The sequence below is a fragment of the Flavobacterium agri genome, from assembly GCF_013401995.1.
GTDB lineage: Bacteria > Bacteroidota > Bacteroidia > Flavobacteriales > Flavobacteriaceae > Flavobacterium > Flavobacterium agri.
Genome location: NZ_JACBJI010000004.1, coordinates 222,313 through 247,103, shown reverse-complemented (window position 1 = coordinate 247,103; position 24,791 = coordinate 222,313). Strand labels below are relative to the sequence as shown.

Sequence of the window (24,791 nt, the reverse complement as noted above, 5' to 3'; positions counted from 1 at the left end):
AATCACAAAAGGCACCGATCGTCATGATACGGTGCCTTTTTGCTTGGGTTAGTTGAGTTATTCTTTTATTCTTATTGCTTATTCGCGGACGAGATTTGCACTGGCGTTCCGTCCTTGATTTCTTCGGAAGCGATTTTGACTACGTTGCCGTTTTCGGGCAATTCACCAAAAACTTCGATGCGGTCTTCGAGTTCACGTCCTTTGGTCACGGGAACGCGTTTGGTCACGCCATTGTCGACAAGCAGCACATAAACGCCTTCGCTCGAGGTCACGACTGCCGATTTAGGAACGACGATCGTACTATCGGGCGCATTCAGCGGAAGCAATACTTCGGCAATCATGCCCGGTTTGAGGTTTTTCTTGCTGTTGACAACGTCCATTTCGACGCGTTCGGAACGCAATCTTGCATCGAGAGCACCCGACATACGCGCGATTTTGGCGTCGAACTTTTGTCCCGGAAGCGACTTCACGTTGAACGAAAGCGCGTCACCGTCTTTAAGATAACCCGAATACTGCTCGGGAACGAATACCGAAAGACGCAATTTGTCTTGTTGCTGGATGGTCAGAAGTGGTAAATCCGAACCTTTTCCGGTCGGGCCGACATAAGCGCCAAGGTTGACGTTTCTCGCCGAAACCACACCTGTAAACGGCGCGCGGATCTGCAAATAACCGCGAATGTTGCTCACTTCGGCATACGACGCTTTCGCAGCCTGGTATTGGGCAAAGTCGGAATTTTTGCGTGCTTCGGCCTGTTCGAGATCGTTTTTGGAAATCGTGCCTTCTACTTTGCTCGTCTCGAAAAGTCGGTTATACGTCGATTTGCTCGCGAGATATACGGCTTCTTGGGATTTCAATCGAGATTCGGCGGCCGAAAGCTGCGATGAGATTTCGGGTGCTTCGAGTACGACCAACAATTGGCCTTGTGTGACTTCGGAACCGATATCGACTTTGAGCTCTTTGACGAAGCTCGTAACTTTCGCGTACAGATCGACTTGCTTCATTCCGGTGAGCTCTGCCGGAACGCGCATTTCGGTAGACAGTTTTTCTTTGGTGAGCGCCACCGTTTCGAGTGCGGGAGCGGCCTCGACGGCAGGCTTGATTTCTTCTTTCGGGCTACAGCCAACGGCAAGCGCGAGGAATAAGGCGAAAATGATGTTGTTATTTTTCATTGTCAGGTGTATTCGGTGCAACATAAAATTTACTTTGTTCGTCTTCTGGGTCGAGCGATACGGATTGTGTCGTGGCATTGCCTTGAACCCACGCGAAAATCATCGGCAGGATCACCAAAACCGCGAATGTCGAGAACAACAATCCTCCTATAACGGCGCGTCCGAGCGGTGAAACCTGGTCGCCGCCTTCTCCGTGTCCGATCGCCATCGGAAGCATACCCGCAATCATCGCAATACTCGTCATGATGATCGGACGCAAGCGCAAACCGGCAGCTTCACGGGCCGATTGCATCGCGTTTCCGTTCACGCGTCTCAAATGTTCGGCATTCGTGACCAAAAGTACGGCGTTCGCGATCGAAACCCCAACCGACATGATGATGCCCATATACGATTGCAGATTCAGGGTCGAACCCGTAATGAACAGCATTAGCAACGAGCCCAAAACCACGGCCGGTACGGTTGTCAAGACGACGAACGATACTTTGAACGATTGGAAATTCGCGGCCAGCATCAAAAAGATCACGACGATCGCGACCAAAAGTCCAGATTGCAGACTTCCCATGGTTTCTTCGAGCACGATGCCCATCCCGACAGGTTCGACGAACAAACCACGCGGCAATTCACCGAGCGATGCGATGTCTTTACGCACGTCTTTTACGGCCGTCCCCAAATCTTTGTCGCTGATATTCGCGGTGACCGAAACGTACGGAATCGCACCCAAGTTGTCGTTTTCACCATGCGTGAACGAAGGTGAAATCGTCGCTACATCGCCCAAAACCGGACGCGCCTGGTTTCTTGCAACGGGAATTTCCTTGATGTCGTTCTCGGTGCGCATCTGGTCGAGCGGCACTTGGACCTGTACCGAATACGAAAGTCCGGTTTTCTCGTCGATCCAGTTGTTTTTTTCCGTGAGACGCGACGATGATGTCGAAGCCACGAGCGACCTCGAGATATCGCTCATGTCGACGCCCAGTTGAGCGGCGCGTACGCGGTCGATATCGATGTTCAACGACGGATATTTGACGGGTTGCGCAATTTGTACGTCGCGCAAATACGGTGTTTTCTGAAGTTTTTCTACAAGTTTCTGCGCGTATTCCTCGTTGAGTTTCTTGACTTTGCCCGAAATGCGGATCTCGATCGGTGTGGTCGAACCCTGGCTCAACACTTTATCGGTCAATTCGATAGGCTCGAACGACAGTTTCACGTCGGGAAGTTTCTTGGCCAAGCTGTTGCGCAGATTGTCCTTGAATTTGTCGAGGTCAAGTTCGTTGTCCTTGAATCCGATCTGGAAAACCGCTTCATGCGGACCTGCCGTGAACAAATAAATCGGGTTGATCGAGAACAACGACGGGTGTTGTCCCACATAAACCGACGTCACGCTCACATGATTTTCACCTGCCAATTTCTTGATTTCGGCCAAAACGGCGTTTGCCTTTTCTTCGGTGCGTTCTACACGAGTTCCCGCCGGAGCGCGCATCCTGAGCTGGAATTGGCTCGCGTTGACTTTCGGGAAAACGTCCTGTCCAATCAAGTTCAGAGCCACGACCGCAAGCGCCGTCACGCCTAGCAAATATACCAACGCCACCTTTTTTCGGATTGTGAACAAGCGGTCGATAAGTTTCATGAAACGGTTGCGGAAACGTTCGAACCTCGATATTTTCCCGTCGTCGTTAAAGTCGTCGCGTTCTACGAGAATGCTGTGCGATTCGAACGTATCTGCCGAATGCGCCGGGAATTCTTTTTCCTTGTGATGCGTTTTCATGAGCCAGTTGGCCATGACCGGAACGAACGTCTGCGAAAGCAAGAACGATGTGATCATCGAGAATCCGATCGCCAAAGCCAACGGCAGGAACAACGATCCCGGAATGCCGGCCATCGTGAACGCCGGAGCGAAAACAGCCAGAATACACAGCAGAATCAGCAATTTCGGAAGCGCGATTTCCTTACACGCGTCCCAAATCGCGAGGGCTTTCGGTTTGCCCATATCGAAATGCTGGTGGATGTTTTCTATCGTGACCGTACTTTCGTCGACCAAAATACCGATCGCGAGCGCGAGTCCCGAAAGTGTCATCAGATTAATCGTAAATCCGAAAAGCTGCAGGAACAGAACGCCCGAAATGATCGAGATCGGAATCGTCAGGATAACGATAAGCGCCGCGCGTCGGTCACCCAAAAACAGCAACACCATGAGTCCGGTCAAAATCGCACCGATAATACCTTCGGTGACCAAACTCTTGACCGAATTCATCACGTAAACCGATTGGTCGAATTCGTACGAAAGCTGCACGTCTTCGGGCAACGTACTTTTGATTTTAGGAAGCGCGGCCTTGAGGTTTTTCACGACGTCCCAAGTCGAAGCATCCGCAGATTTGGCGATGCTCATATACACCGAACGCTTTCCGTTGACGAGCGCGTAACCCGCGACCACATCGGCTCCGTCGCGCACTTTGGCCACATCTCCCAGATATAAATTCTGAACATTGTTCTTGAACAGCGGGATTTTCTCGAAATCGGCAATCTCGCGAATCGTAAAGTTCGTCGGCGTCAGGTAATTTTTATCGCCGATGCGGACGTTGCCCGGAGGCGCGGTCTGGTTATTGAGTCGGATGGCCTCGACGATCTGGTCCGGTGTCAAATTGTGCGAACGCAATAAATACGGATCGACGTCTACAAGAATCGTCCTCGGGCTTCCACCGAAAGGCGCAGGCGCGAGCAATCCCGGAATCTGCGTAAAACTCGCCCTCACGTAAATGTTCGCCATGTCCTGAAGTTCGTTGTTCGAACGGATCGGACTACTCAAAACCAATTGTCCGACAGGCAAAGACGAAGCGTCGAAACGGATGATGAACGGCGGCTGCGAACCCGGCGGGAAAATCGCTTGTATCCTATTCGACAAAGCCGAAAGTTCCGACGCGGCCTGCGCCATGTTCGTTCCCGGATAATAAGTCAATTTCATGAGCATCAAACCCTGTATGTTCTTGGTCTCGATCGATTTGATACCGTTGGCGAACAACAGGATGTTGATGTAGTTTTTGGCGTAATAAGCTTCCATCTGGTCGGGTGTGTAACCGCCGAACGGGTGCGCGATGTAAATCACCGGAAGGTTCATCTTCGGTAAAATATCCACTTTGATGTCGCGCACGGCACCTATCCCGAAAAAGAACAGTCCGGCGACAAGCACGAGGATGGAAATGGGTTTGCGTAAAGCGAAACGTATAAGATTCATGTTACTGGAATTCGGTTAGGAAAAGATTGAAGTCGCCCGTGGCCGCCGATTTTAGCAGAAGCGATTGCCACACGTTGGTAAAAATTACGTCGTTGTCGGTTTCGGCGCGGTTGAGGATGTAAAGCGCTTGGGTCACGTCGGTCAACGTCGTCAACCCGTTTTTGTATAAAGTCGTACGCTGTAAATAGGCTTGTTTCGCCGCGGCGACCTGCCTTGGCGATTCGTTGTAATTGTCCATCGCATAGCGGATTTTGGCGTCGGCGGCATCCGATTGTGTCTTGAGTTGCTTGTCGATCACGTCGTATTCGTTTTTCAAGCCTTCGGACACGAACTTTTGGGCCGAAACCTGTTTGCTCGTACGTAAAATGTTCGTGAGGTTCCAGGTAACGCCGACTCCGACGAGGTAATTCTGGCGATCAGGACTGATTCCGTCGAAATAATTGCGGGAAAACTGCGTCTGGTCTTGCGTGTATTCAGGTTCGAATCCGGAAGCACGCGTCTGGAAAACTCCGAAAAGGCTGAACGACGGATAGTAATTCTTTCGGTACAGCTTCACTTGCTGGTCGCTGAAATCGAGACGACTTTTGTAGTATTTAAGAATCGGATTCACTGAATCGGCCGACGTTTGCAGCGCAAGCACGTTGTTCGGGATTTTGGTCACTAAAGACGTGTCGAGCTGGAAATCGCGTACATCGGTTCCCATCAAAAACGCGAGACGGTTGTTCTGCTCTTTTACCAGATCGAGCACGCGGTTGAGTTCGATTTTGGCGCGAGACACTTCGGCCGAAGCCAATGTAGAATCGACACCCGGATTGAGCCCGTTTTTGACACGCGCTCCCGAAGTGTTCAGGAAAACTTTAGCACGATCAAGATTTTTCTGTTGGGAACGCACCAATCGTTGGCTCGCTAGCAAATTGAGATAAGCGGCCGCCACGCGGATCTGGTGTTGGAAAAGTTCCTGTTGGTAATCGGCTTGGTTGCGCGCCAGATCGGCTTTTGCAAGGTTGATGCGCTCGCGGTAACGTCCGAAAGTGAAGAATTCCCAGTTGACGTTGGCCAGATAAAGCGCTCCGAAAGCCGCGTTCCAGTTTTGATGATCGAGCGGAATCCCCGACGATGCGACGCCGTAGCCGCCGTATCCGTATAGCGGACCGTTCTGCCCGTTGACCGTTCCGTAATCCTGCTGGCCCGAAAGCACAAGGTTCGGAAGATAATCGCGACGCGTCTGCTTCACGGTTTCACCCGAGGCTTTCGCGTAATTTTCCTTGGCTTTCACCGTGCCGTAATTGGCCACTCCGGTCTGTATCGCTTCGGGCATCGTCAGGATTTGGGCCGAACCCGAAACCGCCGTCAGCAACAGTAAAAACATGAGGTTCTGAAGTTTAGACATTTTGTGTGTTCTTAGAGTGGCACAAAATTATATCGGTTTTGCAATACGATGGATTCAAACGGGCGTTTAAATGATGAGTTGCATTCGTCATTTGAACATGCGACCAATGCATAAAAAGCCGAACTTTGCACAAACAGCTCAGGTACTCAGGTACTTTTGCACTCAGGCACTTGATGAATACCCGAATCAACTCCATACTCGACTCCAAATGGTGGCAGGAAATCGCGATTTTCGTTTTCATGCTCACGATCCATTTGCTCAAGAACGATTGGATCGAGTATACGTCGGCCGAATCGGTATTGGCTGGATTCACGTATTTCGCGATGTTGTACGCGCATGCCCAGACCAACCGTTTCTTCCTATTGCCGATTCTGCTCAAGCAGCAAAAGCCCATCGTTTACCTCGGATTATCGGTCGGACTGATCCTGCTTTTTTCGGGCGCTATGCACGAGGTTTCGATCAATTGGCTCTCGAATTTCGTGTCCTATCAGGTTTCTCACCAAAAAAGCTATGTGTATCTGATCGCATCGCTGTCGGGAACGCTGATTTTGTATCTCGGCCCGACCGTATTGCTCAAATTGTACCGCGAGCAGAAGCGCAAACAGGACGAGGCCTTGCTTTTCAACGAGATGCAGCTCAAATCGTTGCGCAGCCAATTGAATCCGCACTTTTTGTTCAACACCTTCAATACGCTATACGGAATCAGCCTGCAATATCCCGAACGCACGAGCGATTTGATCATGCGCATGTCGCAAATGCTGCGCTATCAAATTGAAAGCGACGGAAGACAATGCGTGACGCTCGAGGAAGAACTCGAATTCATCGCGAGTTACATCGAACTCGAACGCGAACGGTTGGGTTATCGCTGCGACATCAAATTCGATTTCAAGACCGATAAGGAAAACGGCTACAAGATTTCGCCCATGCTTTTGATCACGTTCATCGAAAACGCGTTCAAACACGGTACGGGCACGATCGAAAGTTGTTTCGTACACCTCAAGATCTCGGTAAAAGAAGGCATGCTCAAACTGCAGCTTGTCAATTCGATTCCCGAGAAGAAAAACAAAGTGGTTTCGACCAAAATCGGACTCAAGAACACGACCGAGCGCTTGAATCTTTTGTATCCGCACGAACACATGCTGCAAATCGAAGAAAAATCAGGTCGTTACGAGGTCACGCTCGAACTCAAACTCAAAAAAATCGCGACATGTCAGCCGTCCGTAAGTGTTTGATCGTCGATGACGAACCGGCGGCGCATTACGTGCTCGAAAAGTACATCGGCCAAAATCCGAAACTCGAGCTTGTACACAAATGCTTCAACGGATTCGAAGCGGCCGAATATCTACAATCGCATCGCGTAGATTTGATGTTCCTCGACATCGACATGCCCGAAATGACAGGCTTGGAATTGCTGCAGCAACTCGACGAACCACCAAAAACCATCCTTACGACAGCGTATTCGGAATTTGCGCTTGAAAGCTACGACTTCGGCGTGATCGATTATTTGCTCAAGCCGATTTACTTCCCGAGGTTCGAGAAAGCCATCGGCCGGTTTTTCGAGATGTATCCGAAACAAGAGTGGAAACAGGACAACCGCAGCCACATTTCGGTAAAAGTCGACAGCCATTTCGAAGACATCGCGTTCGACGATTTCTGGTACGCCCAGAGTTACGGCAATTACGTGAAGATTTTCACACCTCAGAAAACGTGGCTCGCGACGATTACGACGAATGAACTCGAACACAATCTTCCGTCGGACAAATTCGTGCGCGTACACAAATCGTACATCGTCTCGCTCAAGAATATCGAGAGCTTCGAACGCGATACGGTTGTTGTAAAAGGTGAGAAAATTCCCGTCGGGATCACATACAGACGCGAATTGGGCGAGCGTTTGCGCTGATCAGAAAATCTCGGGCATCCAAACCTCGAAATAACGGCCGTACGAACCTTTGTCGACCGTAATGAGTTTTTCGGCCACCCAAAAATGATAGTTGTCTTTTACGGGCGATTTATAAAAATCGTTCACGTCTTCGATGTTTTGCGCTGTATAAACAACCATGCTTTTCTTGTCGTTAAGCGGACTTGTCCACGACATGACGAGTTGTAGGTTCTTGCCACGGACGACTTTGTTCGTGATGATTTTGTCCGATTGCAACACAATGGGGAACCTGTCGATATAACGCTTTAGGAACGTATTCCCTTCGATCGTCCCAAAAACCACGAGATCGTTCTCCGTCAAATCTGATTGCAACGCCTGTTCATCGGTCATGATACGGATTTTACCGGAATGCATATCGCGGTAACGCTTCACGAATTCGATCATTGCAGTTTGTCTTTGCACATCGTTTTCATGCGAGCTTACGATAAAAACCGTCGTGCTGTCGTGCGCAAATTCGTTCGATTTCGGGATCGATGCGATTTGAGGAACTCTCATTCTCTCGGTTTTTTGCTGCTTTTCGGCCACATAATTCGAATCGACGGGCGATAGCGATTCGAGCAATTCGGGAACGAACGAGGCGAAATCGCGATAACGGTCGCGCTGTTTTTCGTACGATTCGAGTTTTTCGAGCAAGCGATCGCCGTAAATGAAACGCCTTCCTAACATGATTTTGTAAAACGTCATTCGTGAAAAATCTTCGCCGTATTGGTTGGCCGCAAGACGCACCACAAGCGCACGGATCACGTGTTCGTTCAATGTCACGCTCCAATTCCAGTACCCTTGCGATTGCATTGATGCCGAAATCGGCTCGTATAATTTCTCGGTCTGTTTTACTTTTTCGGCGTAGGCGTCGAGGAACGCATTGGCGAATCCGTGGCTGAACTCGTGAAAGACCAAATCGACGGTCGCGATATTGGGCGTAAAAACGGGAATTCCTCCGACGGCTTCTCCGGTTTCTACGACAGCCACAAGTTCGTTCCCGTTATGGTTTTGGAGACTTGTGCCGAAATTGCCGTAACCGCCGTTCAGGTTGAGCACAAGCGTATAGGATCTGCATTTCGTGCCGAAGTACTTTTCCATAGTCCGGATGCCGTCAAAATCCCTGAAATGATAGGCCGTTTGTGAGATGACCTGTTCGTAGAAAGGTTTTTGGATGCGGTTGAAGAACTCCTGGAAATTCGTCTTTTGCGCAAAAATCTTCATCGCCTCGCACAATTTCTTGATTTGCGTAATTCCGCCGGCTCTTTCAATGATGCCTTTGTCGATGCCGGGCCGAAGCGAAAAATCGTCGTTGAGATGCAACAGGAAAAAGATCGGATCGTCCACGGTCCAGCCTTTTCGCCAGGTTTCCATCAAAATTGCTGGTGCCTGGAGATCGTCATGACCCGAAAAAAATTCGATGCATTGCTGGCGATAGCCGATGTTCGTAGCCGACATGCCCGTATGCCCCGCCTGCATCGCGATACAATTGAAAAGCTCGATACGCCAGTCGATGCGTAAATCGATGCCGTTTACATTTTTGCTGTAATTGTTGAATGTGGATGCATTCGCGAATCCGAAAAACAATACCGAAAAAAGAACGAATACGCTTTTCATGGCTTTGCTTTCGGATGAGTTCTGCGCAACAGGAATTCCCACGACAAAAGCCCTAACGGAAGGAACGCGGCCGTCAATAGCGTAAGTCGGACCTGTTCGTCCATAATGTTGACCGTGCCCGAAAGCACCAGAATCGCCAAAACGCCCGATACCATAAAACAACCCACAAGCCACGAGTTTCCCGTCGACGGTTTGCGTGTGGCGCGTTTCATGTTCAGTTTCGCGACGATGGCATCGTTCAAAAGTTGTGAAGGCATTTCCAGATTCGCCTTTAGCTGTTGTTTCAATTGATTTTTCATAACGTTGGATCTTGTGCCGAAATCCGCATTTTTTCGCGCGAGCGGTGCAGCATCACTTTGATGTTCGATTTGCTGAATCCGGTGATTTCGGAAATGTCGTTTATACTTTTCTCCTCGAGATAAAACAGTTGGATGATCAGGTATTCGTTAGGGTTGAGTTTTTGCATCAACGCCGAAATGTCGGTTTCCTGTGCGATTTCGTCTTCATCCGATGATTCGGAATCGAGCCATCCAGATTCGAATTCGGTCGTCGTCTTTCGCTTTTTGAGCATCCGAAGGCATTCGTGATACACGATTTTGTACAACCATGTTGAAAATTTGGCCTCATCGCGAAAACCCGAAATATACCGGAACGCCAATACGAACGCGTCCTGGACCACGTCGAGCGCATCGTCTCGGTTCTTCAGATAACGCAAAGCGATCGAGAACGCGAGTTCCTTGTGATGGTCGATGAGTGCGTTCCAAGCCGAGGAATCGCCGTCTCGAGCTCTTTTTATCAACTCGTCTGCCACGGCTTCAGCGCTTACGGATGAACAGATAGAACGCGAGCGATCCGATCCCGAACCAAAGCAGGCACATCGAAATGTAGGCGGCCACGGGTTGCATCGCTCCCGAGCCGATCATTGCCTGGGCCGAGAAAATCCCCAAAGCCAACGACAAAGCCAAAACGCCTCGCGACAGGTTGCGGTATTTGATCTGTTCGATCCAATCGGCTGGCAAAAAAGGAAGTTCGCCTCTTTTTAGGTATTCCATTTTTTCGCGATGCACGTTTCGCAGATGAAAGCCAAGCAAAATCGCGGTCAGCAAAAAAATGAGGATGAACGGCAGGTTGTTCCAGAAAGTTTCCATATCAATGAGTATATCGCTTAGAGGAAGCGTTTTCAAAAAGGTTACACGAAATGTTGAAATTTAGGCATTGTCCCGATTTTGAAGTAAGACATTAGGCACATACTTTACAAAATCGGACGAAAATGGTATAAGACGAAACGGCTTGGGTCGAACTAATTTTAACACAATCCGAAATCATTGTGCCATGAAAATCAACTTCATTTTACTTTTCGCCTCGATCGCTTTGCTCGCATCGTGCACGTCGCCTTCTGAGCGTTCCGAAATTTCGTCTGCCGAAACCGACGAGATCCGCGATGAGATACAAAAACTCGAAAACGCTTACGCCATAGCCGTCAACGACAACAATACATCGGCGATCATGAACTATTACGCCGAGGATGCCGTGAGCTACAATTCGGACGGGCCGCCGCTCAAAGGCAAAAACGCCATACGGTCGGACATCAGGAAATTATCGAGCGAATTCCCCAAAACGGCAAAAATTTACTTCACCGTGCAGGAAGTTCTGCCCTCGGGCGACAAGTTCCAGGTGGTCGAAATAGGTCGATATGAAATCAAGGACGATGCGGGAATCGCCTTCGGAAGCGGCAATTATTTCTCGCTTTTCGAAAAACGAGGCGGAAAATACTTGTGCATCCGCGACATGCAGACGCCCGACACGCCAAAAACCACCAAAAAACCGTAACTGTTAATATAATTGTTACAAACTCGCAGGCGCTTGGATTTCAGGCGCTTTTTTGTTGGAGTAAATTCGCGGAAACGAAACGAAATGAAGTCGAGAGCTTTACTCCTTATCGCCCCTATATTTATTTTTTCGAATTGCGAGAAACCCGTAGAACGCACGTCGCTTACCGCGGAACAGATCAGCGCGGTCAAAATGGAAATCCAGTCGATAGAAGACCGATACGCCAAAAACGTGAATTCGAAGAACGTCGATTCGATCATGACGTACTACGCCGACGACGCCGTGAGTTACGACAGCAATTCCAAACCGTTGCACGGAAAGGATGAAATCCGCGAAAGCATGCAGGAACTCGCCAAAGGTTTCCCGAAACGCGCCGGGATCAAGTATACGGTCATGGAAGTTTTCCCGTCGGGTGATGGCAGCCAAGTGATCGAAATCGGGCATTACAAGATTTCGGACCCGAAAGGCGTCAATTACGGAGCGGGCAATTATTTTTCGGTTTTCGAGAAGCGCAACGGGAAATACTTGTGCATCCGCGACATACAAACCCCCGACGACACAGAATAAAATCGTATAAAAGACAAAGACCGCTTGCCCTACACAAAGCGGTCTTTTTTTGTCCGGAAAGCGGTATCGAACCGGACAACAGGTTTAAATATGTCCCTAAAACACTATTAACTTTTTGATGCTAGACGAATTTCCGAGTTGCGTCTTCACTATATAATTTCCGGGACGCAACTGCAAGTTGGTTTCGGTTTGGCCGATTTCGTATTCCGAAACTTTCTGTCCCAAAATCGTATGGATGTCGACTTTCGCACCGAACAATGCCTCGTCGAAATGCAACGACACCTGTCCGTTTGACGGATTCGGATATACAGACCACGCGCCGTCAATTTGAAAATCTTGAGTCTTCAATGCTTCGGGTGCAAGCCGCACCGTGAAAATATCTTGACTTCCTACCGATGTCGCAGTGTTTATCGGATAAAACGGATTCAAATCGGATGTCGTTGCAAATGCGCCTGTTATCAGCCATACGCCATTCGACGCGATATTGATATCACCCGGATATTCGTCTCCCGTACCGCCAAACGCATTCGCCCATTCGGGATTGCCGTCTGCGTCAAAACGCGCCACGAATAAGTCATTTTCACCTTGAGCTTCCATGGTCATGCCGGGCGCAAAAGGAAAACTGCCTTTGAAAGTTCCGTACATCGCGAGGTCTCCGTCTTCCATCAATTGGATTTTCCTTACCTCTGGCTGAAGCGCCGCTCCTGTTTGTTTCGCCCATTGGAACGTTCCCGACGTATCATATTTACAAACAAAAATCGAACCTCCGTTTGATGTGGAAAGAATCGCTTCGCCAGCTCCCGGATCCATATCGACACTGCCGTAGAACCAACCCGAAACATAAACGACATCATTGCCTACGGCCAAGCCGTAACTACTTTCGCTCATGCTGCCGGCCATTCTGTTGGCCCATTGGTATTCTCCGGCCGCATTCCATTTGAACACGAAAGCGTCCTGGCTGTATTGGTTGAAATTGTCGGGTGGTGAGGGTTGCAACATGACTTGGCCGGCATTCGGATCGACATCTATCGCCTGAAAGTAATTTCCGGTCGCATAAATATTACCTTGAGCATCCAAAACAATCTTATTGATTCTGCTTTCGCTCGCACCACCGATACGTTTTGCCCATACGAAATTCCCATCGGGATCGAGCTTCAAGATAAAACCATCGCGCGAACCGGTCGCTGTCAGTGAATAATTCCCAACGCCGGGATCGAAATCGCAACTCAGCTCAAAAAAGCCGGCCACAAAAACATTGCCTTGAGCATCTACTTCCATACTCAATATCTCTTCGTAACCCGGACCTCCTATTTTTTTGGCCCAAACCAGATTGCCTTCGGCCGTGAGCCGCACGATAGACACATCGGTTGAAGAATAAATTGGGTTGGGTTGGGGCACGGCCGTAAGATTGGTAGTACCCGCATTCGGATCGAAATCTACCGTTTCATTGAAGCTGCCGCCAAGAATAAGGTCGCCGTTTTGTGCGAATCCTATGTGGGAAATGTGATTGCCTGAGCTTCCCCCGATTCGCTTGGCCCATACGAAATTGCCCTGGCTGTCGAGTTTTTGCACGAACGCATCGGCTGCAGCGCCTTGTGCCGTCATGTTCGATGTGCCAGCGCCCGGATTGAAATCGACCGTACCGTTGAATACGCCTACCGTGTACACGTTGCCCTGACTATCGGAATTCATCCCATAACCGATATCAAAACCGATATTCCCGGCCGATTTCGACCAATGAAAAATGGGATCTTCTTGAGCCGAAGTGGAAAAAGCGCCTATAAGGGAAAATAAGAGTAAAGTTTTTCTCATCGTTGTGGTGGTTTTCCTCAAATTTAAACAGATGAAGGAATTTCGCCACAACAATTGAGCAAACGGACGATATCAATGAGAAATCGAAATGCAACTATTTAGAACCGAGCCACAGCAACGTATTTACGATCAACGCATTTTGGTTCACGTTGCCGAATGTTTTGGAAAGCGTTGCGTTGGTACCGCCTTCGTAATCCATGTCGTTGTGGCCCATGTTGCAGTAGGCCATTTTGTATTTTTTATTCGCCCAAAACACAGGATAATAACCTTCGTGCCAGATTTCATGCGCTTTCGGTCCTGTTCCGAGCGGAAAACTTTTAGGATCGATCGAAAGCAGTATTTCTATATCCGGATTCAATCGCAGATCTTTTTCCCACCTATACCATTCATTGGGTTGGGAATGGAATACGGACGGCACGTTTTTGACCGCCGGATGAAATGGTTTTTCGACTTTCAAAACCGCCGAGGTCGGACGCCAGGTATTGCTCGCGTATTGTCCGCAGCCCAAAAATTCGTTGTTGTACCAAAGCCAGTCGTTCGGATAGGTTGAGCCATCCAACGCAAACGCCGAAAAATGGAAACCCAAAAACGCGCCTCCCGATTTCATGTAATTCTCGAAAGCCAAACGCTGTTCGGGCAATTCGGGACGCGTATCGAGGAACAATACGACTTTGTAGTTTTTGAGGTTTTCGGCGTTGAGTTTGCTCCAATCGGATGTGGCCTCGTACGAGAAATTGTTCGCTTTCGCAATCTGCGGAAACCATTTGTTGGCCTCGTCTACAAAACTCACGTGCGCCAGATCGTTTTTGCCCGTATAAAAAGCAAGCACTTTGAATGCAGGCTGTTGGGCGACGGCCGAAAACGCGAAAAGCAGGAACAGCAACTTCTTCATGATTGGGGATTTTCCTTAAAGATAAAATAAAATGCATGGGCGCGCCAACGGTTTTGGGTAACTTTAAGCAAGTCTATCATTTAAAAACGACACGATATGAAACAGTTGATAATGGGAATCGCGCTGATGTTCGCCTTCAGCCTTTCCGCACAGGAAACCAAGACCGAAAAAGCCAAAGAAGATGTGAACCAAACCGCCCAAAAAACCGAAAGCGGCATCAAGAAAGCGGCCAACGCTACCGAAAAAGGCATCAAAAAAGGTGCGGAAGCCACAAAGAAAGGTGTCAAAAAAGGTTACGATGCCACTAAAAAAGGAGTCAAGAAAGGCGCAAACGCTACCGCCAAAGGCGTAGAAAAAGGTTACGATGCGACCAAGACAGGCGTCAAAAAAGGAGCAAAAGCCACAGCCAAGGCCATCGACAAAACGGCAGAAAAGATCAAGACCGAAGAAAAATAGCACTTACGAAATCGCTCGATAAAGTCGGTGTTAATTTTGGACCGCGCTTTTAAAAACTTCGTAAATTTACGCTTCACATGAACAAAAAATCCTTTCATACGAATTGCGTTTGCTGTAGCGACAAGTGTTGCAAAATCATTCGTTCGTATGGATCGGCAAATCGATAATCGTGCTTCGGCACTTACCTGGAAGGCCTTTCATACATTGAAGGGCCTTCTTTTTTTTATTCCAATGCGAATGAAACCGACCGTTTCTACAAAATGTAACCAAACCGCTTGTTGTTGCCGCAGGAAAATTCCCTGTTGCTGAATGTGCGTGTAGTAACCTTACCAGCCATTTTCGCGACTTCCGAAAGTGGCTTTTTTTATTGATTTCAACCTAAAAACATGGAACACATTCATTTTTTGGCCTTTGCCATGCCGGCTTTTTTCATTTTCCTGTTCATCGAATTCCGGATTGCGGCTTATAAACGACGAAAAGACATCTTCAATTACGAAAGTTCGGTTTCGAACATCAGCATCGGGATTGCCGAACGGTTGCTGAACCTTTTCGTGACGGGCAGTTTTTACCAATTGTATTTTTTCGTGTACGATCATTACCGGATATTCGAAATCCCGCAAACGCCATTGGTTTGGATCGGATTGCTGCTGACCACCGATTTCGTGTGGTATTGGTACCATCGGCTTGGGCACGAAGTGAATTTTTTATGGGCAGCGCATATCGTACACCATCAAAGCGAGGAATTCAATTTTACCGCGGCCGCCCGCATTACGACGTTCCAAGCTATTATCCGAACTGGTTTTTGGTGTCTTTTGCCGCTTTTTGGCTTCCATCCCACGATGGTCATTGCGATGCTCGTGGTTCACGGAGCGTATTCGTTTTTTACCCATACGCAAGTCATAGGGCGCATCAAATGGCTCGAATATGTGTTGGTTACGCCTTCGGTTCACGGCGTGCATCACGCATCGGACGAAAAATACCTCGACAAGAACTACGGCGACATGTTTACGTTTTGGGACAGGCTTTTCGGTACATTCCAGGCCGAAGAGGAAAAACCCACATACGGGCTCACGCATCCGCTAAAAAGCTATAGTTTCCTATGGCAGCACTTTCATTATTACTTTGAGATTTACGCGCTTTGGCAACGCAGCGACGGATTCCGCGCCAAATGGAAAGCCGTTTTCGGAAGTCCGGCCGACATGGACCAGGACATCCGTCCGATGCTCGAAAAACGCTTCCTTCAAGACAAGAAACACGACAGGTCACGGCTTAAATTCCGCAACTACTTGTACATACAATTGGGCGTGGCCGTTGTGATGCTCACGCTTCTCACCTATCATTTCGACCGATTGGAAACCTACGAAACCGTACTCGCCTCGCTTTTCATCCTGATCACGCTCGTAAATTGCGGTGCGTTGCTCGAACAGCGCAAGTGGCTGTACTATCTCGAATACGTCAGATTGTTCATTTTGAGCCTGTATTGGTTGTATTCGCAAGGGGATGAGATTTATTTTTGGCTTCCGATACTTGCAATGATTGTGGCCGAGCATCTATTTTCATTGAGCCGGTATTATCAACAAGCGTTGCTTTCTCCTGAACCTCGGGAATGCTGACAAGTTTAGAATTTTAAACAAAAACCGTATTTTTAAGGCATATACCAACTGCCATGCTCGACCATTTCCCGTTTTACCTCGCACTGCTTTTAGCCATCGTGATATTGATCATGACGGCCAAAAAAATCAAGGTCGCTTATCCGGTGCTGTTGGTTTTGGCGGGATTGGGATTGAGTTTCCTTCCCGGAATCCCGAATTTGCAAATAGACCACGAATTGATTTTCGTGGTATTCCTTCCGCCTTTGCTATATGAAGCGGCCTGGGCGATTTCGTGGAAAGAATTGTGGCGCTGGAGACGCATTATCGGCAGTTTTGCTTTCGTCGTGGTATTTTTCAGCGCGCTCGTCGTGGCGCTCATCGTAAATCGTTGCATTCCTGGGTTTACCTTGCCGCTCGGATTCCTTTTGGGCGGGATCGTATCGCCTCCCGATGCCGTAAGCGCGGGAAGTATCATGAAGTTCGTCAGGGTTCCGAAGCGTTTCTCGTGTATCCTCGAAGGTGAAAGTTTGCTCAACGATGCGTCTTCGCTGATCATTTTCAGGTTTGCGTTGATTACCGTGGCCACGGGCCAATTCATTTGGAGCGACGCGATCGTGAGCTTCGGTTGGATGGTCATCGGCGGAATCGGGATCGGTTTGGCGGTTGCGTTCGCGTTCAAGAAATTCCACAAATATCTGCCGACAGATGCCAACATAGACACCGTTTTGAGTCTGGTCGCGCCTTATGTGATGTATCTCTCGGCTGAAGAATTGCACAGTTCGGGCGTTTTGGCGACCGTAAGCGGCGGTTTGTTCCTGTCTACGCACAGGCATTCGTTTTTGAGCAGCACGTCACGGCTTCGCGAACACAGCGTTTGGGAAAGCCTGAGTTTTATTTTGAACGGATTGGTGTTCACGCTGATCGGACTCGAACTTCCCGAAATCACGCGAGGCCTCGACCACGAAGGCATCGGTCTCGGTACGGCGATAGGTTACGGGCTTCTGGTGACGTTCGTTTTGGTTATCGGTCGTATGATTTCGGCATATTCGGCCGTGATCATCACGTTGATCGCACGCAATTTCATTACCGTGGCCGATTCGAGACATCCGGGGTTCAAAGTGCCGATTTTACTCGGTTGGTGCGGCATGAGAGGTGTCGTTTCGCTTGCTGCGGCCTTGTCGATTCCCGTGACGTTGGCCGACGGCTCGCCTTTTCCGCAACGCAACCTGATCCTGTTCATCACTTTCGTGGTCATTTTGATCACTTTGGTCGGCCAAGGATTGACGTTGCCTTACCTGATCCGCAAAATCGATTTACCCGACATGGACCACGCGCTTACCGAAGAAGAGGAAGACCATCGTATCAAGACGCAGCTTTCGGCCTTTACGTTGGCTTATCTCAAAGAACACTACGGCGAACAGCTCGATCGGATTCCGGTGCTTCAGGATCTCGCACGGAAGCTGCATCCCAAAAACGCCGACGAAGCCAAGGCGATGACACGTGAATGCGTTTCCATTTATAAAGACATGATCGCGAAACAACGCGCGTGGCTCATCGGCAAGAACGAAGACGAGAAACTGCTCGATGAAGACATCATCCGCAAACACTTATTGCGTTTGGACCTCGAAGAAGAAAAGCTCAAATACCTTTAATCGGAAGAATCTTCGGCTTGGGGTTTGGCGAGCAGCGACCACACCATCGCGCCTATCAATACGGTCAACAGGAAAATCAGCGAATGCGTGGTTTGTATGTGATGGAAAGGCGCAATGATCATCTTGATCCCGATGAATACCAAAATGATCGCGAGCCCGTATTTGAGTTTGCCGAACAGATGCATCGAATTCGCCAAAAGGAAGTACAACGAGCGCAGCCCGAGTATCGCAAAGATGTTCGAAGTGTACAGAATAAAAGGATCGTCGGGCGCGATCGCGAATATGGCGGGAATCGAATCGATCGCGAAAAGCAAATCGGTGAATTCTACAACGGCCACGACCAATAAAAAACGCGTGGCGTACTTTTTTCCGTTTTTGATCGTGAAGAAACGGTCGCCGTCGTATGCGTTGCTGATCTTAAACAATTTATGCATCAAAAGAACCGGTGCCGACTTGCCGAAATCCTTTTGCTCGTCGGGTTTATTTACCCACGATTTGATTCCTGCATACATCAGGAAAATCCCAAAAATGCTCAGAACCGCATTGATCCTGACCAGTTGTCCGAACAGCCGCATTTCGGGTAAATAGGTCACTTTGATGAGTCCCGTCCCCAAAAAAATAAAAATGGCGCGCAACACGACGGCTCCTATTATCCCCCAAAAAAGCGCTTTGTGCTCGTATTCCCTCGGCAGTTTGAAATATCCGAAAATGAGCAGGAAAATAAACAGGTTGTCTACCGAAAGCATTTTCTCGATCCAATACGCCGACTGGAACTGGCTGAATTTCTCGAGACCCGAAAAATAGTAGATGAGTGCACTGAAAAGCATCGAAAGTCCAATCCAGACCATCGACCAAATCAAAGCCGAGCGGTTGCTGATACGAACGTTTTTTTTATGGAACACGCCCAAATCGAGCAGCAACAATCCGAGGACTGAAACTATAAAAAATAGCACGAGGCCCGGATAATCATCTAATTGGCGCATCCCGAAACGTATTGCTGTCTATTAAATTTAAGCAAAACGCGGCGAAAAACGCAACCGGTGGAAAATAAGGCATCGAAAATCCGCGCTGCAAAATCATATATCGATTACCTTTATGTCTTGTTTTAACACGACAAGTGGGAAATTGCCAAAAATGGAAAAATCGCCAAATTAAGGTTTTGATATTTTAGTGATTCCAGCATGGATTTTTAACATGTGTCCCGAAAACAATATGAACAGGATCGGATTTGGCGGCGGTTGTCATTGGTGTACGGAAGCCGTATTCCAATCGCTCAACGATGTATCACAAGTACAACAAGGCTGGATTGCATCGACGCCTCCAAACGAACAATTCTCGGAAGCGGTCATCGTGACGTACGGCGACGGAATCAGCTTGGACGACCTCATCGAAATCCATCTTTTGACGCACAGCAGTACGAGCAACCACAGCATGCGAAACAAATACCGATCTGCGATTTATTATTTCGAGGACGGGCAGCGACAATACCTAATCGATCGTATATCGGCGCTTTCGGCAGCCAACAATGTGCAATATGTAACGCAAGTTTTGCGATTCGACGCATTCAAAGAAAACCGTGAAGAGCAGTTGAATTATTATCTGAACCACAAGGATGCTCCTTTTTGCGAAACCTACATCAATCCGAAATTAAAGCTTTTGCGCGAGCGCTATACCAAACAAACGCGCGATGATTTCTAAAAGGGAAAAATTGCCAAATATCGGGGCGAAAAAGATAAGCAAAAGAGCTGATGTCGGGCGTAATTTTGTTGAGCAAAAAAAAATAATAATCAAAAAGCTCAATCTTATGAAAACGATCAACAATACCGAGGAATTCGACCAATTGCTCACCCAAGACAAACCCGTAGTCGTAGACTTCTTTGCCGACTGGTGCGGACCGTGCCAGACGCTTCTGCCAATAGTAGACGGTCTTGCCACCGAATATCACGATCAGGCCGAAATCGTCAAGGTGAATGTAGACGCCAATCCGGATCTCGCCGTGCGTTACGGTGTCCGCAGCATCCCAACACTGCTTTACATCAACAACGAAGGTGTCGTAGACAGGACTGTCGGGCTGCAAACGAGAGCGGAAATCGAAAAACGCATATTGCATTTGCATGCAAACTAAGAAAGTCGACTCGGGCATTTTCGATGCAGATCCTACGCGGTTCACGCTAGTCGAAGGCTCAACGCCCGGCGCGCCTTTATGTCCTTACGGCAACCATTTTTCGCTCGTAGGATACGATAATCAAGAGAAAAAGTTCGTGCGCTATACGAAATCGGTCTATAAACGATTGGTGGAAAAACGCTCACAAACTAAAAATCACGAACTTCACAAGACATTGGTCTGATGTGATGAAGTTTAACAACTAAAATCCGAATTATGCTCAACTGGAATGATATTGTCAGATTCGCCTCGAGAGGCAACCCCGAATCGCCGCGACGCGTAGAAAAAACCGATCAGGAATGGATGCGTGAATTGACACCCGAAGTATACGCGATCGCTCGCGCAAAAGGAACCGAAAGGGCACACAGCTCAGAAATGTGCAATCTTTTCGAACCGGGCGTGTATGCGTGCGCGTGTTGCGGAACACCACTTTTCGACTCTACCGAAAAATACCAAAGCTCAAGCGGATGGCCTTCGTTTACCCAACCGATCGATGTGGCGAACGTAGCCTACCACAAGGACGTCAGTTACGGAATGGTGCGTGTGGAAACGACCTGTAATATATGTGACGCACATTTGGGACACGTTTTCCCCGACGGACCTGCGCCAAGCGGACTTCGTTACTGCATCAACGCGTTATCTTTGGTAAAAAAGTAATCGTATAGTGCGATCAAGGGCGCTTCATCTGCGTCTTATTAATGTATGTATAACCAAATATTGAATTATGACCGATTTTAAAAAAGCATATATAGCCGGCGGCTGTTTTTGGGGCATGGAAGATTTGTTCCGAGTGCGTCCCGGCATCATCGATACAGAAGTAGGATACATAGGCGGCCAGAACGACCATCCTACGTACCGCTACCATCCGGGACATGCCGAAGGTATCGAAATCACGTACGATGCGGCGAAAACTTCCTTCAAGGAAATCCTCGACTATTTTTTCAGGGTGCACGACCCGACAACCGTTGACAGACAAGGCAACGACCTGGGTTCGAGCTATCGTTCTACGATTTTTTTCCAAAACGAAGAAGAGCTGCAGACCGCACATGAGGTCATCGGCATCGTAAACGATTCGAACAGATGGCCTGCCAAAGTGGTGACGACATTGGAACCTTATAGCACATTCTGGGCTGCCGAACCCGAGCATCAGGATTATTTGGTACGTAATCCGAACGGGTATACGTGCCACTTCGAACGCTTCGGCACTTACCTTTAATAGTTGGTGTATGATATTCAGAGGTGCACAAAACGAATATTTTGAATTGGAGACAATAACAGAGAAAAACGCCTCGTCGTTTGCCGTTAATGTTCCGGGAACATTACAATTGCTGTGGTTCCGCTCAAATGGGAACGAGATCAGGATAGACGGCGCGAGCCATTCGTTCGACGCCAACGACATCATTACGCTTTCGCAGTTCCATCGCGTCGAATTCGTCAAGATCGACCGCGTGGAACTGCTTCGTTTCAATACCGAATTCTATTGCGTGATCAACCACGACAGCGAAGTCGGCTGCAAAGGAATTCTGTATTACGCCGCCGGACGGATTCCTCTGGTGAAGCTTAAAGAAATGGATCTCGAGATCGTGGAAACCGCATGGCACATGGCGCGGCTCGAATTTATGATGAAGGACGACCTGCAACTCGAAATGCTGCAGATGATGCTCAAGCGGATCTTGATCCTGTGTACGCGTATTTACAAGAATCAAGGTGGTATGGCCGGTTTAGGCGACGCCCAAAACGATTTGGTACGGGAGTTCAATTTTCTTGTCGAAAAGCATTTCAGGGATAAACACAGTGTGTCCGAATACGCCGAATTGTTGCACAAATCGCCCAAGACGCTTACCAATGTATTGAATCGCATGGGCGAACCGTCACCTTTGAATACGATCCATCATCGCATCGAGTTGGAAGCGCGCCGGCTATTGCACTACAGCAAAAAGGACATTTCGGAAATCGGATACGAACTGGGTTTCGACGACATCTACGGATTCAGCCGTTTTTTCAAGAAACAGTCGGGACAGTCGCCACGGGAATTCCGGATGATGGCCGCTTAGTTTATCGATATCCACCAAATAAAAACCCTTGAGACCTTGTGATTTCGAGGGTTTTTATTGGAATTGAATAGATTTTCGACAAGGTCAAACCATGCCTTCAAGTCGTTTTCCTAAATTCATTCGGAGTAAAACCCGTATTCTTTTTAAAGAAGAAATTGAAATTCGGCTGATCCGAAAAACCGACCGCATAACTGATCTGCTCCAAAGTCCAGGTGGTCTGTAAAAGAAGCGCTTTGCATTCGTCGAGAAGCCTGCCCTTGATATGGGTACTCACATTCTGTCCGGTTCTTTTTTTAAGAACCCTGTTCAAATAATTCGGATGGAGCTTGAGGCAATCCGCGAATTCCAAGGCCGTTCTCAACCTGATAGGATTCGTATAGTTGATTCCCGACATTTCTTTCTCCAACAATTCGAAAAACCGATGGATGTGGTCGTATTCTTCTCCCGTACTTTCGGGAATCGGGAATTTCGACATCCTAGCACTGTCAATCATCAACAATTGCATATAGGCCAGAATCGCTTCGTGACCAAATTGATTGGCCTGTTCGTTATACATGCTTTCCCAAAGCCGAATGAATCCCGGCAAATCGTTTTCGTCTATACAGATCACGCTTTTCCCTTTTTCATTGAATAGCGGCAGCCGTTCTATCGTGGCTTTCAATACCGGATTATGATGGATGAAATCTCTTTTGAACAGCAAATAATATCCGGCCGATTCACCCGAAGTCTTCTGCCATGAGATGATTTCGTTCGGATGGATGAAAATGATGGTCGGTTTATCGATGTGGTATTTATTGAGACCCAACGTAAAAATCCCGTCACCTCCCGTAATCATCAAGATCTTATAGAATTCCCTTCGGTTCGCCGAAAGATAATTCCTGCAGTCCTCGATTTCCCGATTGAACACCTTTATCTGTTTGGAATCATGAGATTCCCTGTAAATGGGCGTAAGGTCTGGGAAGCCGCGCAGAATATCTATTTCCTTGAGGTCTAAACTTGTTTTCATAGTCGGATACTGGCTTATAAAGTTAAAGAAATAGCAAACTGTAAGGTTTGATTTTCATAAAAACGTGCATTTTTTTCCTATAAACATCCTCCCTTTCGCGATGCAACTTTGCAATAACAATTTGAAACACAAAAAAAATACTACATCATGGAAATCAATCTCAACGAATCAAGACAGGTTGTACAGCAAGCAAAAGCGAAAGCGATACAACTCAACGTAAATGCAAACATCGCGGTTTTGGATACCGCGGGGCATTTAAAATCTTTTGAAAGAATGGACGACGCCTTTTTAGGATCGATAGACATCGCCGTCAAGAAAGCGAAAACGGCAAGCCTTTTCAGGACGAGCAGTGCAAACGTAGGCGAATACCTCAAACCCGAAGCCGGAACTTACGGAATGTCGGCCACCAATGACGGACTGGTTGGTTTCGCGGGCGGGCTTCCCATCCTCAAGGACAACGAAATCATCGGATACATCGGGGTTTCGGGAGGTGCAGTCCCGGAAGACCTTCAAATCGCCACGGCAGGAGCGGAAATTTTAAATCAAATCCAATAATCAATCAATTCAATAACAACTAAATTTTTACATCATGAAAACGATTTTAATCACAGGTGCAGGTTCAGGATTCGGAAAAGGAGCTGCAATAGGAATGGCAAAAAACGGACACAACATCATCGCCACCGTGCACGTATCGTCACAAGTAACCCCGCTTCGCGAAGAAGTCGAAGTATTGGGATTATCCGACAAAATCAGGGTAGAACGTTTGGATCTTACCGATCAATACGACATCAAACAAGCACTCAAGTGGGACTTCGACATCCTTTGGAACAACGCCGGGATGGGAGAAGCCGGACCGGTTTGGGAAATTCCGGTCGACATCGTCAGGAAAAATTATGAGGTGAACGTCTTTTTACCATTGGTTCTTACCCAGGGCGTCGTCCAAAAGTGGGTAAGGGAAGGCAAAAAAGGGAAAGTCGTCTTCACTTCTTCGATGGGAGGCTTGTTCACACCTGCGAATTGGGGAACCTATGTGTCGACAAAACACGCTTTGGAATCTCTCGCAGAAGCCATGCAACAGGAACTTGCGGCATACGGCATCAAAGTCCAAACCATCAATCCCGGCGCTTATTACACCGGCTATAACGAAACCATGGCCGACAATCCGTTCCGTTGGCTCGATGACGAGGTGAACTTCACGAAAAGAGCCGACTTGCGCAAAGGCTTCGACGATTTCTTTGCCACTCCCGAAGGAAAAATGGATCCTAAAGAAATGATCGACCGCATGATCGACATCGTTCCGTCGGACGAAGGGAAATTCAGGAATGTGGTTCCTAAAGTCATCGAAGACATGCTCAAAGAACATCAGCTCAAAGCTTGGGAAAATACCATCTGATGCCAAAACCCTAAAGCAGGCCCGATATTTTCGGGCTTGTTTCCTTTATTGAA

At 48.1% G+C, this 24,791-nt stretch carries 26 protein-coding genes; 15 read left to right on the top strand and 11 right to left on the bottom strand.

The features are described 5' to 3' along the window. Positions 1-71 precede the first annotated feature (71 nt). From HZF10_RS11275 to HZF10_RS11265, 3 genes are read right to left on the bottom strand one after another with little or no spacing between them, the layout of a single operon-like run. Positions 72-1,169: an efflux RND transporter periplasmic adaptor subunit gene (locus HZF10_RS11275; protein WP_176006308.1), complete on the bottom strand. Its 1,098-nt coding sequence runs from the start codon at positions 1,167-1,169 to the stop codon at positions 72-74. After that, positions 1,159-4,395: an efflux RND transporter permease subunit gene (locus HZF10_RS11270; protein WP_176006307.1), complete on the bottom strand. Its 3,237-nt coding sequence runs from the start codon at positions 4,393-4,395 to the stop codon at positions 1,159-1,161. Before HZF10_RS11270 ends, HZF10_RS11275 begins: the two co-directional genes overlap by 11 nt. A 1-nt stretch (position 4,396) precedes the next feature. Then, complete coding sequence (locus tag HZF10_RS11265) at positions 4,397-5,785, bottom strand: TolC family protein (RefSeq protein WP_176006306.1); 1,389 nt, start codon at positions 5,783-5,785, stop codon at positions 4,397-4,399. A 173-nt stretch (positions 5,786-5,958) separates the two neighbouring features. On the opposite strand from HZF10_RS11265, the gene HZF10_RS11260 reads away from it, so the two are divergent. Both HZF10_RS11260 and HZF10_RS11255 read left to right on the top strand, forming a co-directional pair. Continuing rightward, positions 5,959-7,017, top strand: a complete 1,059-nt coding sequence (locus HZF10_RS11260) for a sensor histidine kinase (protein ID WP_176006305.1) — start codon at positions 5,959-5,961, stop codon at positions 7,015-7,017. Next, entirely contained in the window at positions 6,993-7,685 is a 693-nt protein-coding gene (locus tag HZF10_RS11255; RefSeq protein WP_176006304.1) for a LytR/AlgR family response regulator transcription factor, read from the top strand. Before HZF10_RS11260 ends, HZF10_RS11255 begins: the two co-directional genes overlap by 25 nt. Here HZF10_RS11255 and HZF10_RS11250 read toward each other — a convergent pair whose 3' ends face one another. From HZF10_RS11250 to HZF10_RS11235, 4 genes are read right to left on the bottom strand one after another with little or no spacing between them, the layout of a single operon-like run. Next, positions 7,686-9,320: a DUF4932 domain-containing protein gene (locus HZF10_RS11250; protein ID WP_176006303.1), complete on the bottom strand. Its 1,635-nt coding sequence runs from the start codon at positions 9,318-9,320 to the stop codon at positions 7,686-7,688. Then, positions 9,317-9,619 carry a hypothetical protein gene (locus tag HZF10_RS11245; protein ID WP_176006302.1) on the bottom strand — a complete coding sequence of 101 codons (303 nt, stop codon included), beginning with the start codon at positions 9,617-9,619 and terminating at the stop codon, positions 9,317-9,319. The genes HZF10_RS11250 and HZF10_RS11245 overlap by 4 nt, the downstream gene beginning before the upstream one ends. Then, positions 9,616-10,131 (bottom strand): RNA polymerase sigma factor, encoded by a 516-nt coding sequence (locus tag HZF10_RS11240; RefSeq protein ID WP_176006301.1) that lies wholly within the window; start codon positions 10,129-10,131, stop codon positions 9,616-9,618. The genes HZF10_RS11245 and HZF10_RS11240 overlap by 4 nt, the downstream gene beginning before the upstream one ends. Positions 10,132-10,135: 4 nt before the next feature. Continuing rightward, the gene (locus HZF10_RS11235) at positions 10,136-10,468 is read right to left on the bottom strand and encodes a hypothetical protein (RefSeq protein ID WP_176006300.1); all 333 of its coding nucleotides are present in this window, start codon (positions 10,466-10,468) and stop codon (positions 10,136-10,138) included. Positions 10,469-10,652: 184 nt separating this feature from the next. On the opposite strand from HZF10_RS11235, the gene HZF10_RS11230 reads away from it, so the two are divergent. Further along, entirely contained in the window at positions 10,653-11,150 is a 498-nt protein-coding gene (locus tag HZF10_RS11230; protein ID WP_176006299.1) for a YybH family protein, read from the top strand. An 84-nt stretch (positions 11,151-11,234) separates the two neighbouring features. Then, positions 11,235-11,717: a YybH family protein gene (locus tag HZF10_RS11225; RefSeq protein ID WP_176006298.1), complete on the top strand. Its 483-nt coding sequence runs from the start codon at positions 11,235-11,237 to the stop codon at positions 11,715-11,717. A gap of 96 nt (positions 11,718-11,813) precedes the next feature. On the opposite strand, the gene HZF10_RS18205 is transcribed toward HZF10_RS11225, so the two are convergent. Continuing rightward, positions 11,814-13,529 carry a T9SS type A sorting domain-containing protein gene (locus HZF10_RS18205; protein ID WP_176006297.1) on the bottom strand — a complete coding sequence of 572 codons (1,716 nt, stop codon included), beginning with the start codon at positions 13,527-13,529 and terminating at the stop codon, positions 11,814-11,816. 94 nt (positions 13,530-13,623) lie between these two features. Further along, complete coding sequence (locus HZF10_RS11215) at positions 13,624-14,421, bottom strand: ThuA domain-containing protein (RefSeq protein ID WP_176006296.1); 798 nt, start codon at positions 14,419-14,421, stop codon at positions 13,624-13,626. A 96-nt stretch (positions 14,422-14,517) separates the two neighbouring features. Between HZF10_RS11215 and HZF10_RS11210 the strand changes: the two genes are divergently transcribed. The 3 genes from HZF10_RS11210 (at position 14,518) to HZF10_RS11200 (ending at position 18,121) form a co-directional block, all read left to right on the top strand. Beyond that, a complete protein-coding gene (locus HZF10_RS11210) occupies positions 14,518-14,877 on the top strand; it encodes a hypothetical protein (protein WP_176006295.1) in 360 nt (119 codons plus the stop codon). A gap of 386 nt (positions 14,878-15,263) precedes the next feature. Then, complete coding sequence (locus HZF10_RS11205) at positions 15,264-16,490, top strand: sterol desaturase family protein (RefSeq protein ID WP_176006294.1); 1,227 nt, start codon at positions 15,264-15,266, stop codon at positions 16,488-16,490. A gap of 53 nt (positions 16,491-16,543) precedes the next feature. Next, entirely contained in the window at positions 16,544-18,121 is a 1,578-nt protein-coding gene (locus tag HZF10_RS11200) for a Na+/H+ antiporter (protein ID WP_176006293.1), read from the top strand. Here HZF10_RS11200 and HZF10_RS11195 read toward each other — a convergent pair. After that, complete coding sequence (locus HZF10_RS11195; protein ID WP_176006292.1) at positions 18,118-19,104, bottom strand: TerC/Alx family metal homeostasis membrane protein; 987 nt, start codon at positions 19,102-19,104, stop codon at positions 18,118-18,120. The two genes, HZF10_RS11200 and HZF10_RS11195, sit on opposite strands and share 4 nt — an antisense overlap. A gap of 229 nt (positions 19,105-19,333) precedes the next feature. Here HZF10_RS11195 and HZF10_RS11190 point away from each other — a divergent pair, with 229 nt between their 5' ends. The 6 genes from HZF10_RS11190 (at position 19,334) to HZF10_RS11165 (ending at position 22,339) form a co-directional block, all read left to right on the top strand. Further along, on the top strand, positions 19,334-19,819 hold the full coding sequence (locus HZF10_RS11190) for a peptide-methionine (S)-S-oxide reductase (protein ID WP_176006291.1): 486 nt from the start codon (positions 19,334-19,336) through the stop codon (positions 19,817-19,819). Between the two features lie 106 nt (positions 19,820-19,925). Next, entirely contained in the window at positions 19,926-20,246 is a 321-nt protein-coding gene (gene trxA, locus HZF10_RS11185) for a thioredoxin (RefSeq protein ID WP_176006290.1), read from the top strand. Beyond that, positions 20,236-20,469 carry a hypothetical protein gene (locus HZF10_RS11180; RefSeq protein ID WP_176006289.1) on the top strand — a complete coding sequence of 78 codons (234 nt, stop codon included), beginning with the start codon at positions 20,236-20,238 and terminating at the stop codon, positions 20,467-20,469. The genes trxA and HZF10_RS11180 overlap by 11 nt, the downstream gene beginning before the upstream one ends. 32 nt (positions 20,470-20,501) lie before the next feature. Further along, positions 20,502-20,942, top strand: a complete 441-nt coding sequence (gene msrB, locus HZF10_RS11175) for a peptide-methionine (R)-S-oxide reductase MsrB (RefSeq protein WP_176006288.1) — start codon at positions 20,502-20,504, stop codon at positions 20,940-20,942. A gap of 67 nt (positions 20,943-21,009) precedes the next feature. After that, positions 21,010-21,501, top strand: coding sequence for a peptide-methionine (S)-S-oxide reductase MsrA (gene msrA, locus HZF10_RS11170; protein ID WP_176006287.1), 492 nt, complete (start codon positions 21,010-21,012; stop codon positions 21,499-21,501). Between the two features lie 10 nt (positions 21,502-21,511). After that, a complete protein-coding gene (locus tag HZF10_RS11165; RefSeq protein ID WP_176006286.1) occupies positions 21,512-22,339 on the top strand; it encodes a helix-turn-helix domain-containing protein in 828 nt (275 codons plus the stop codon). A gap of 97 nt (positions 22,340-22,436) precedes the next feature. Here HZF10_RS11165 and HZF10_RS11160 read toward each other — a convergent pair whose 3' ends face one another. Then, positions 22,437-23,345, bottom strand: coding sequence for a helix-turn-helix domain-containing protein (locus tag HZF10_RS11160; RefSeq protein ID WP_176006285.1), 909 nt, complete (start codon positions 23,343-23,345; stop codon positions 22,437-22,439). Positions 23,346-23,492: 147 nt separating this feature from the next. Here HZF10_RS11160 and HZF10_RS11155 point away from each other — a divergent pair, with 147 nt between their 5' ends. Next, positions 23,493-23,900, top strand: coding sequence for a GlcG/HbpS family heme-binding protein (locus HZF10_RS11155; RefSeq protein ID WP_176006284.1), 408 nt, complete (start codon positions 23,493-23,495; stop codon positions 23,898-23,900). 34 nt (positions 23,901-23,934) lie between these two features. Then, the gene (locus HZF10_RS11150; RefSeq protein ID WP_217703377.1) at positions 23,935-24,738 is read left to right on the top strand and encodes an SDR family oxidoreductase; all 804 of its coding nucleotides are present in this window, start codon (positions 23,935-23,937) and stop codon (positions 24,736-24,738) included. The last annotated feature ends 53 nt before the right edge of the window (positions 24,739-24,791 follow it).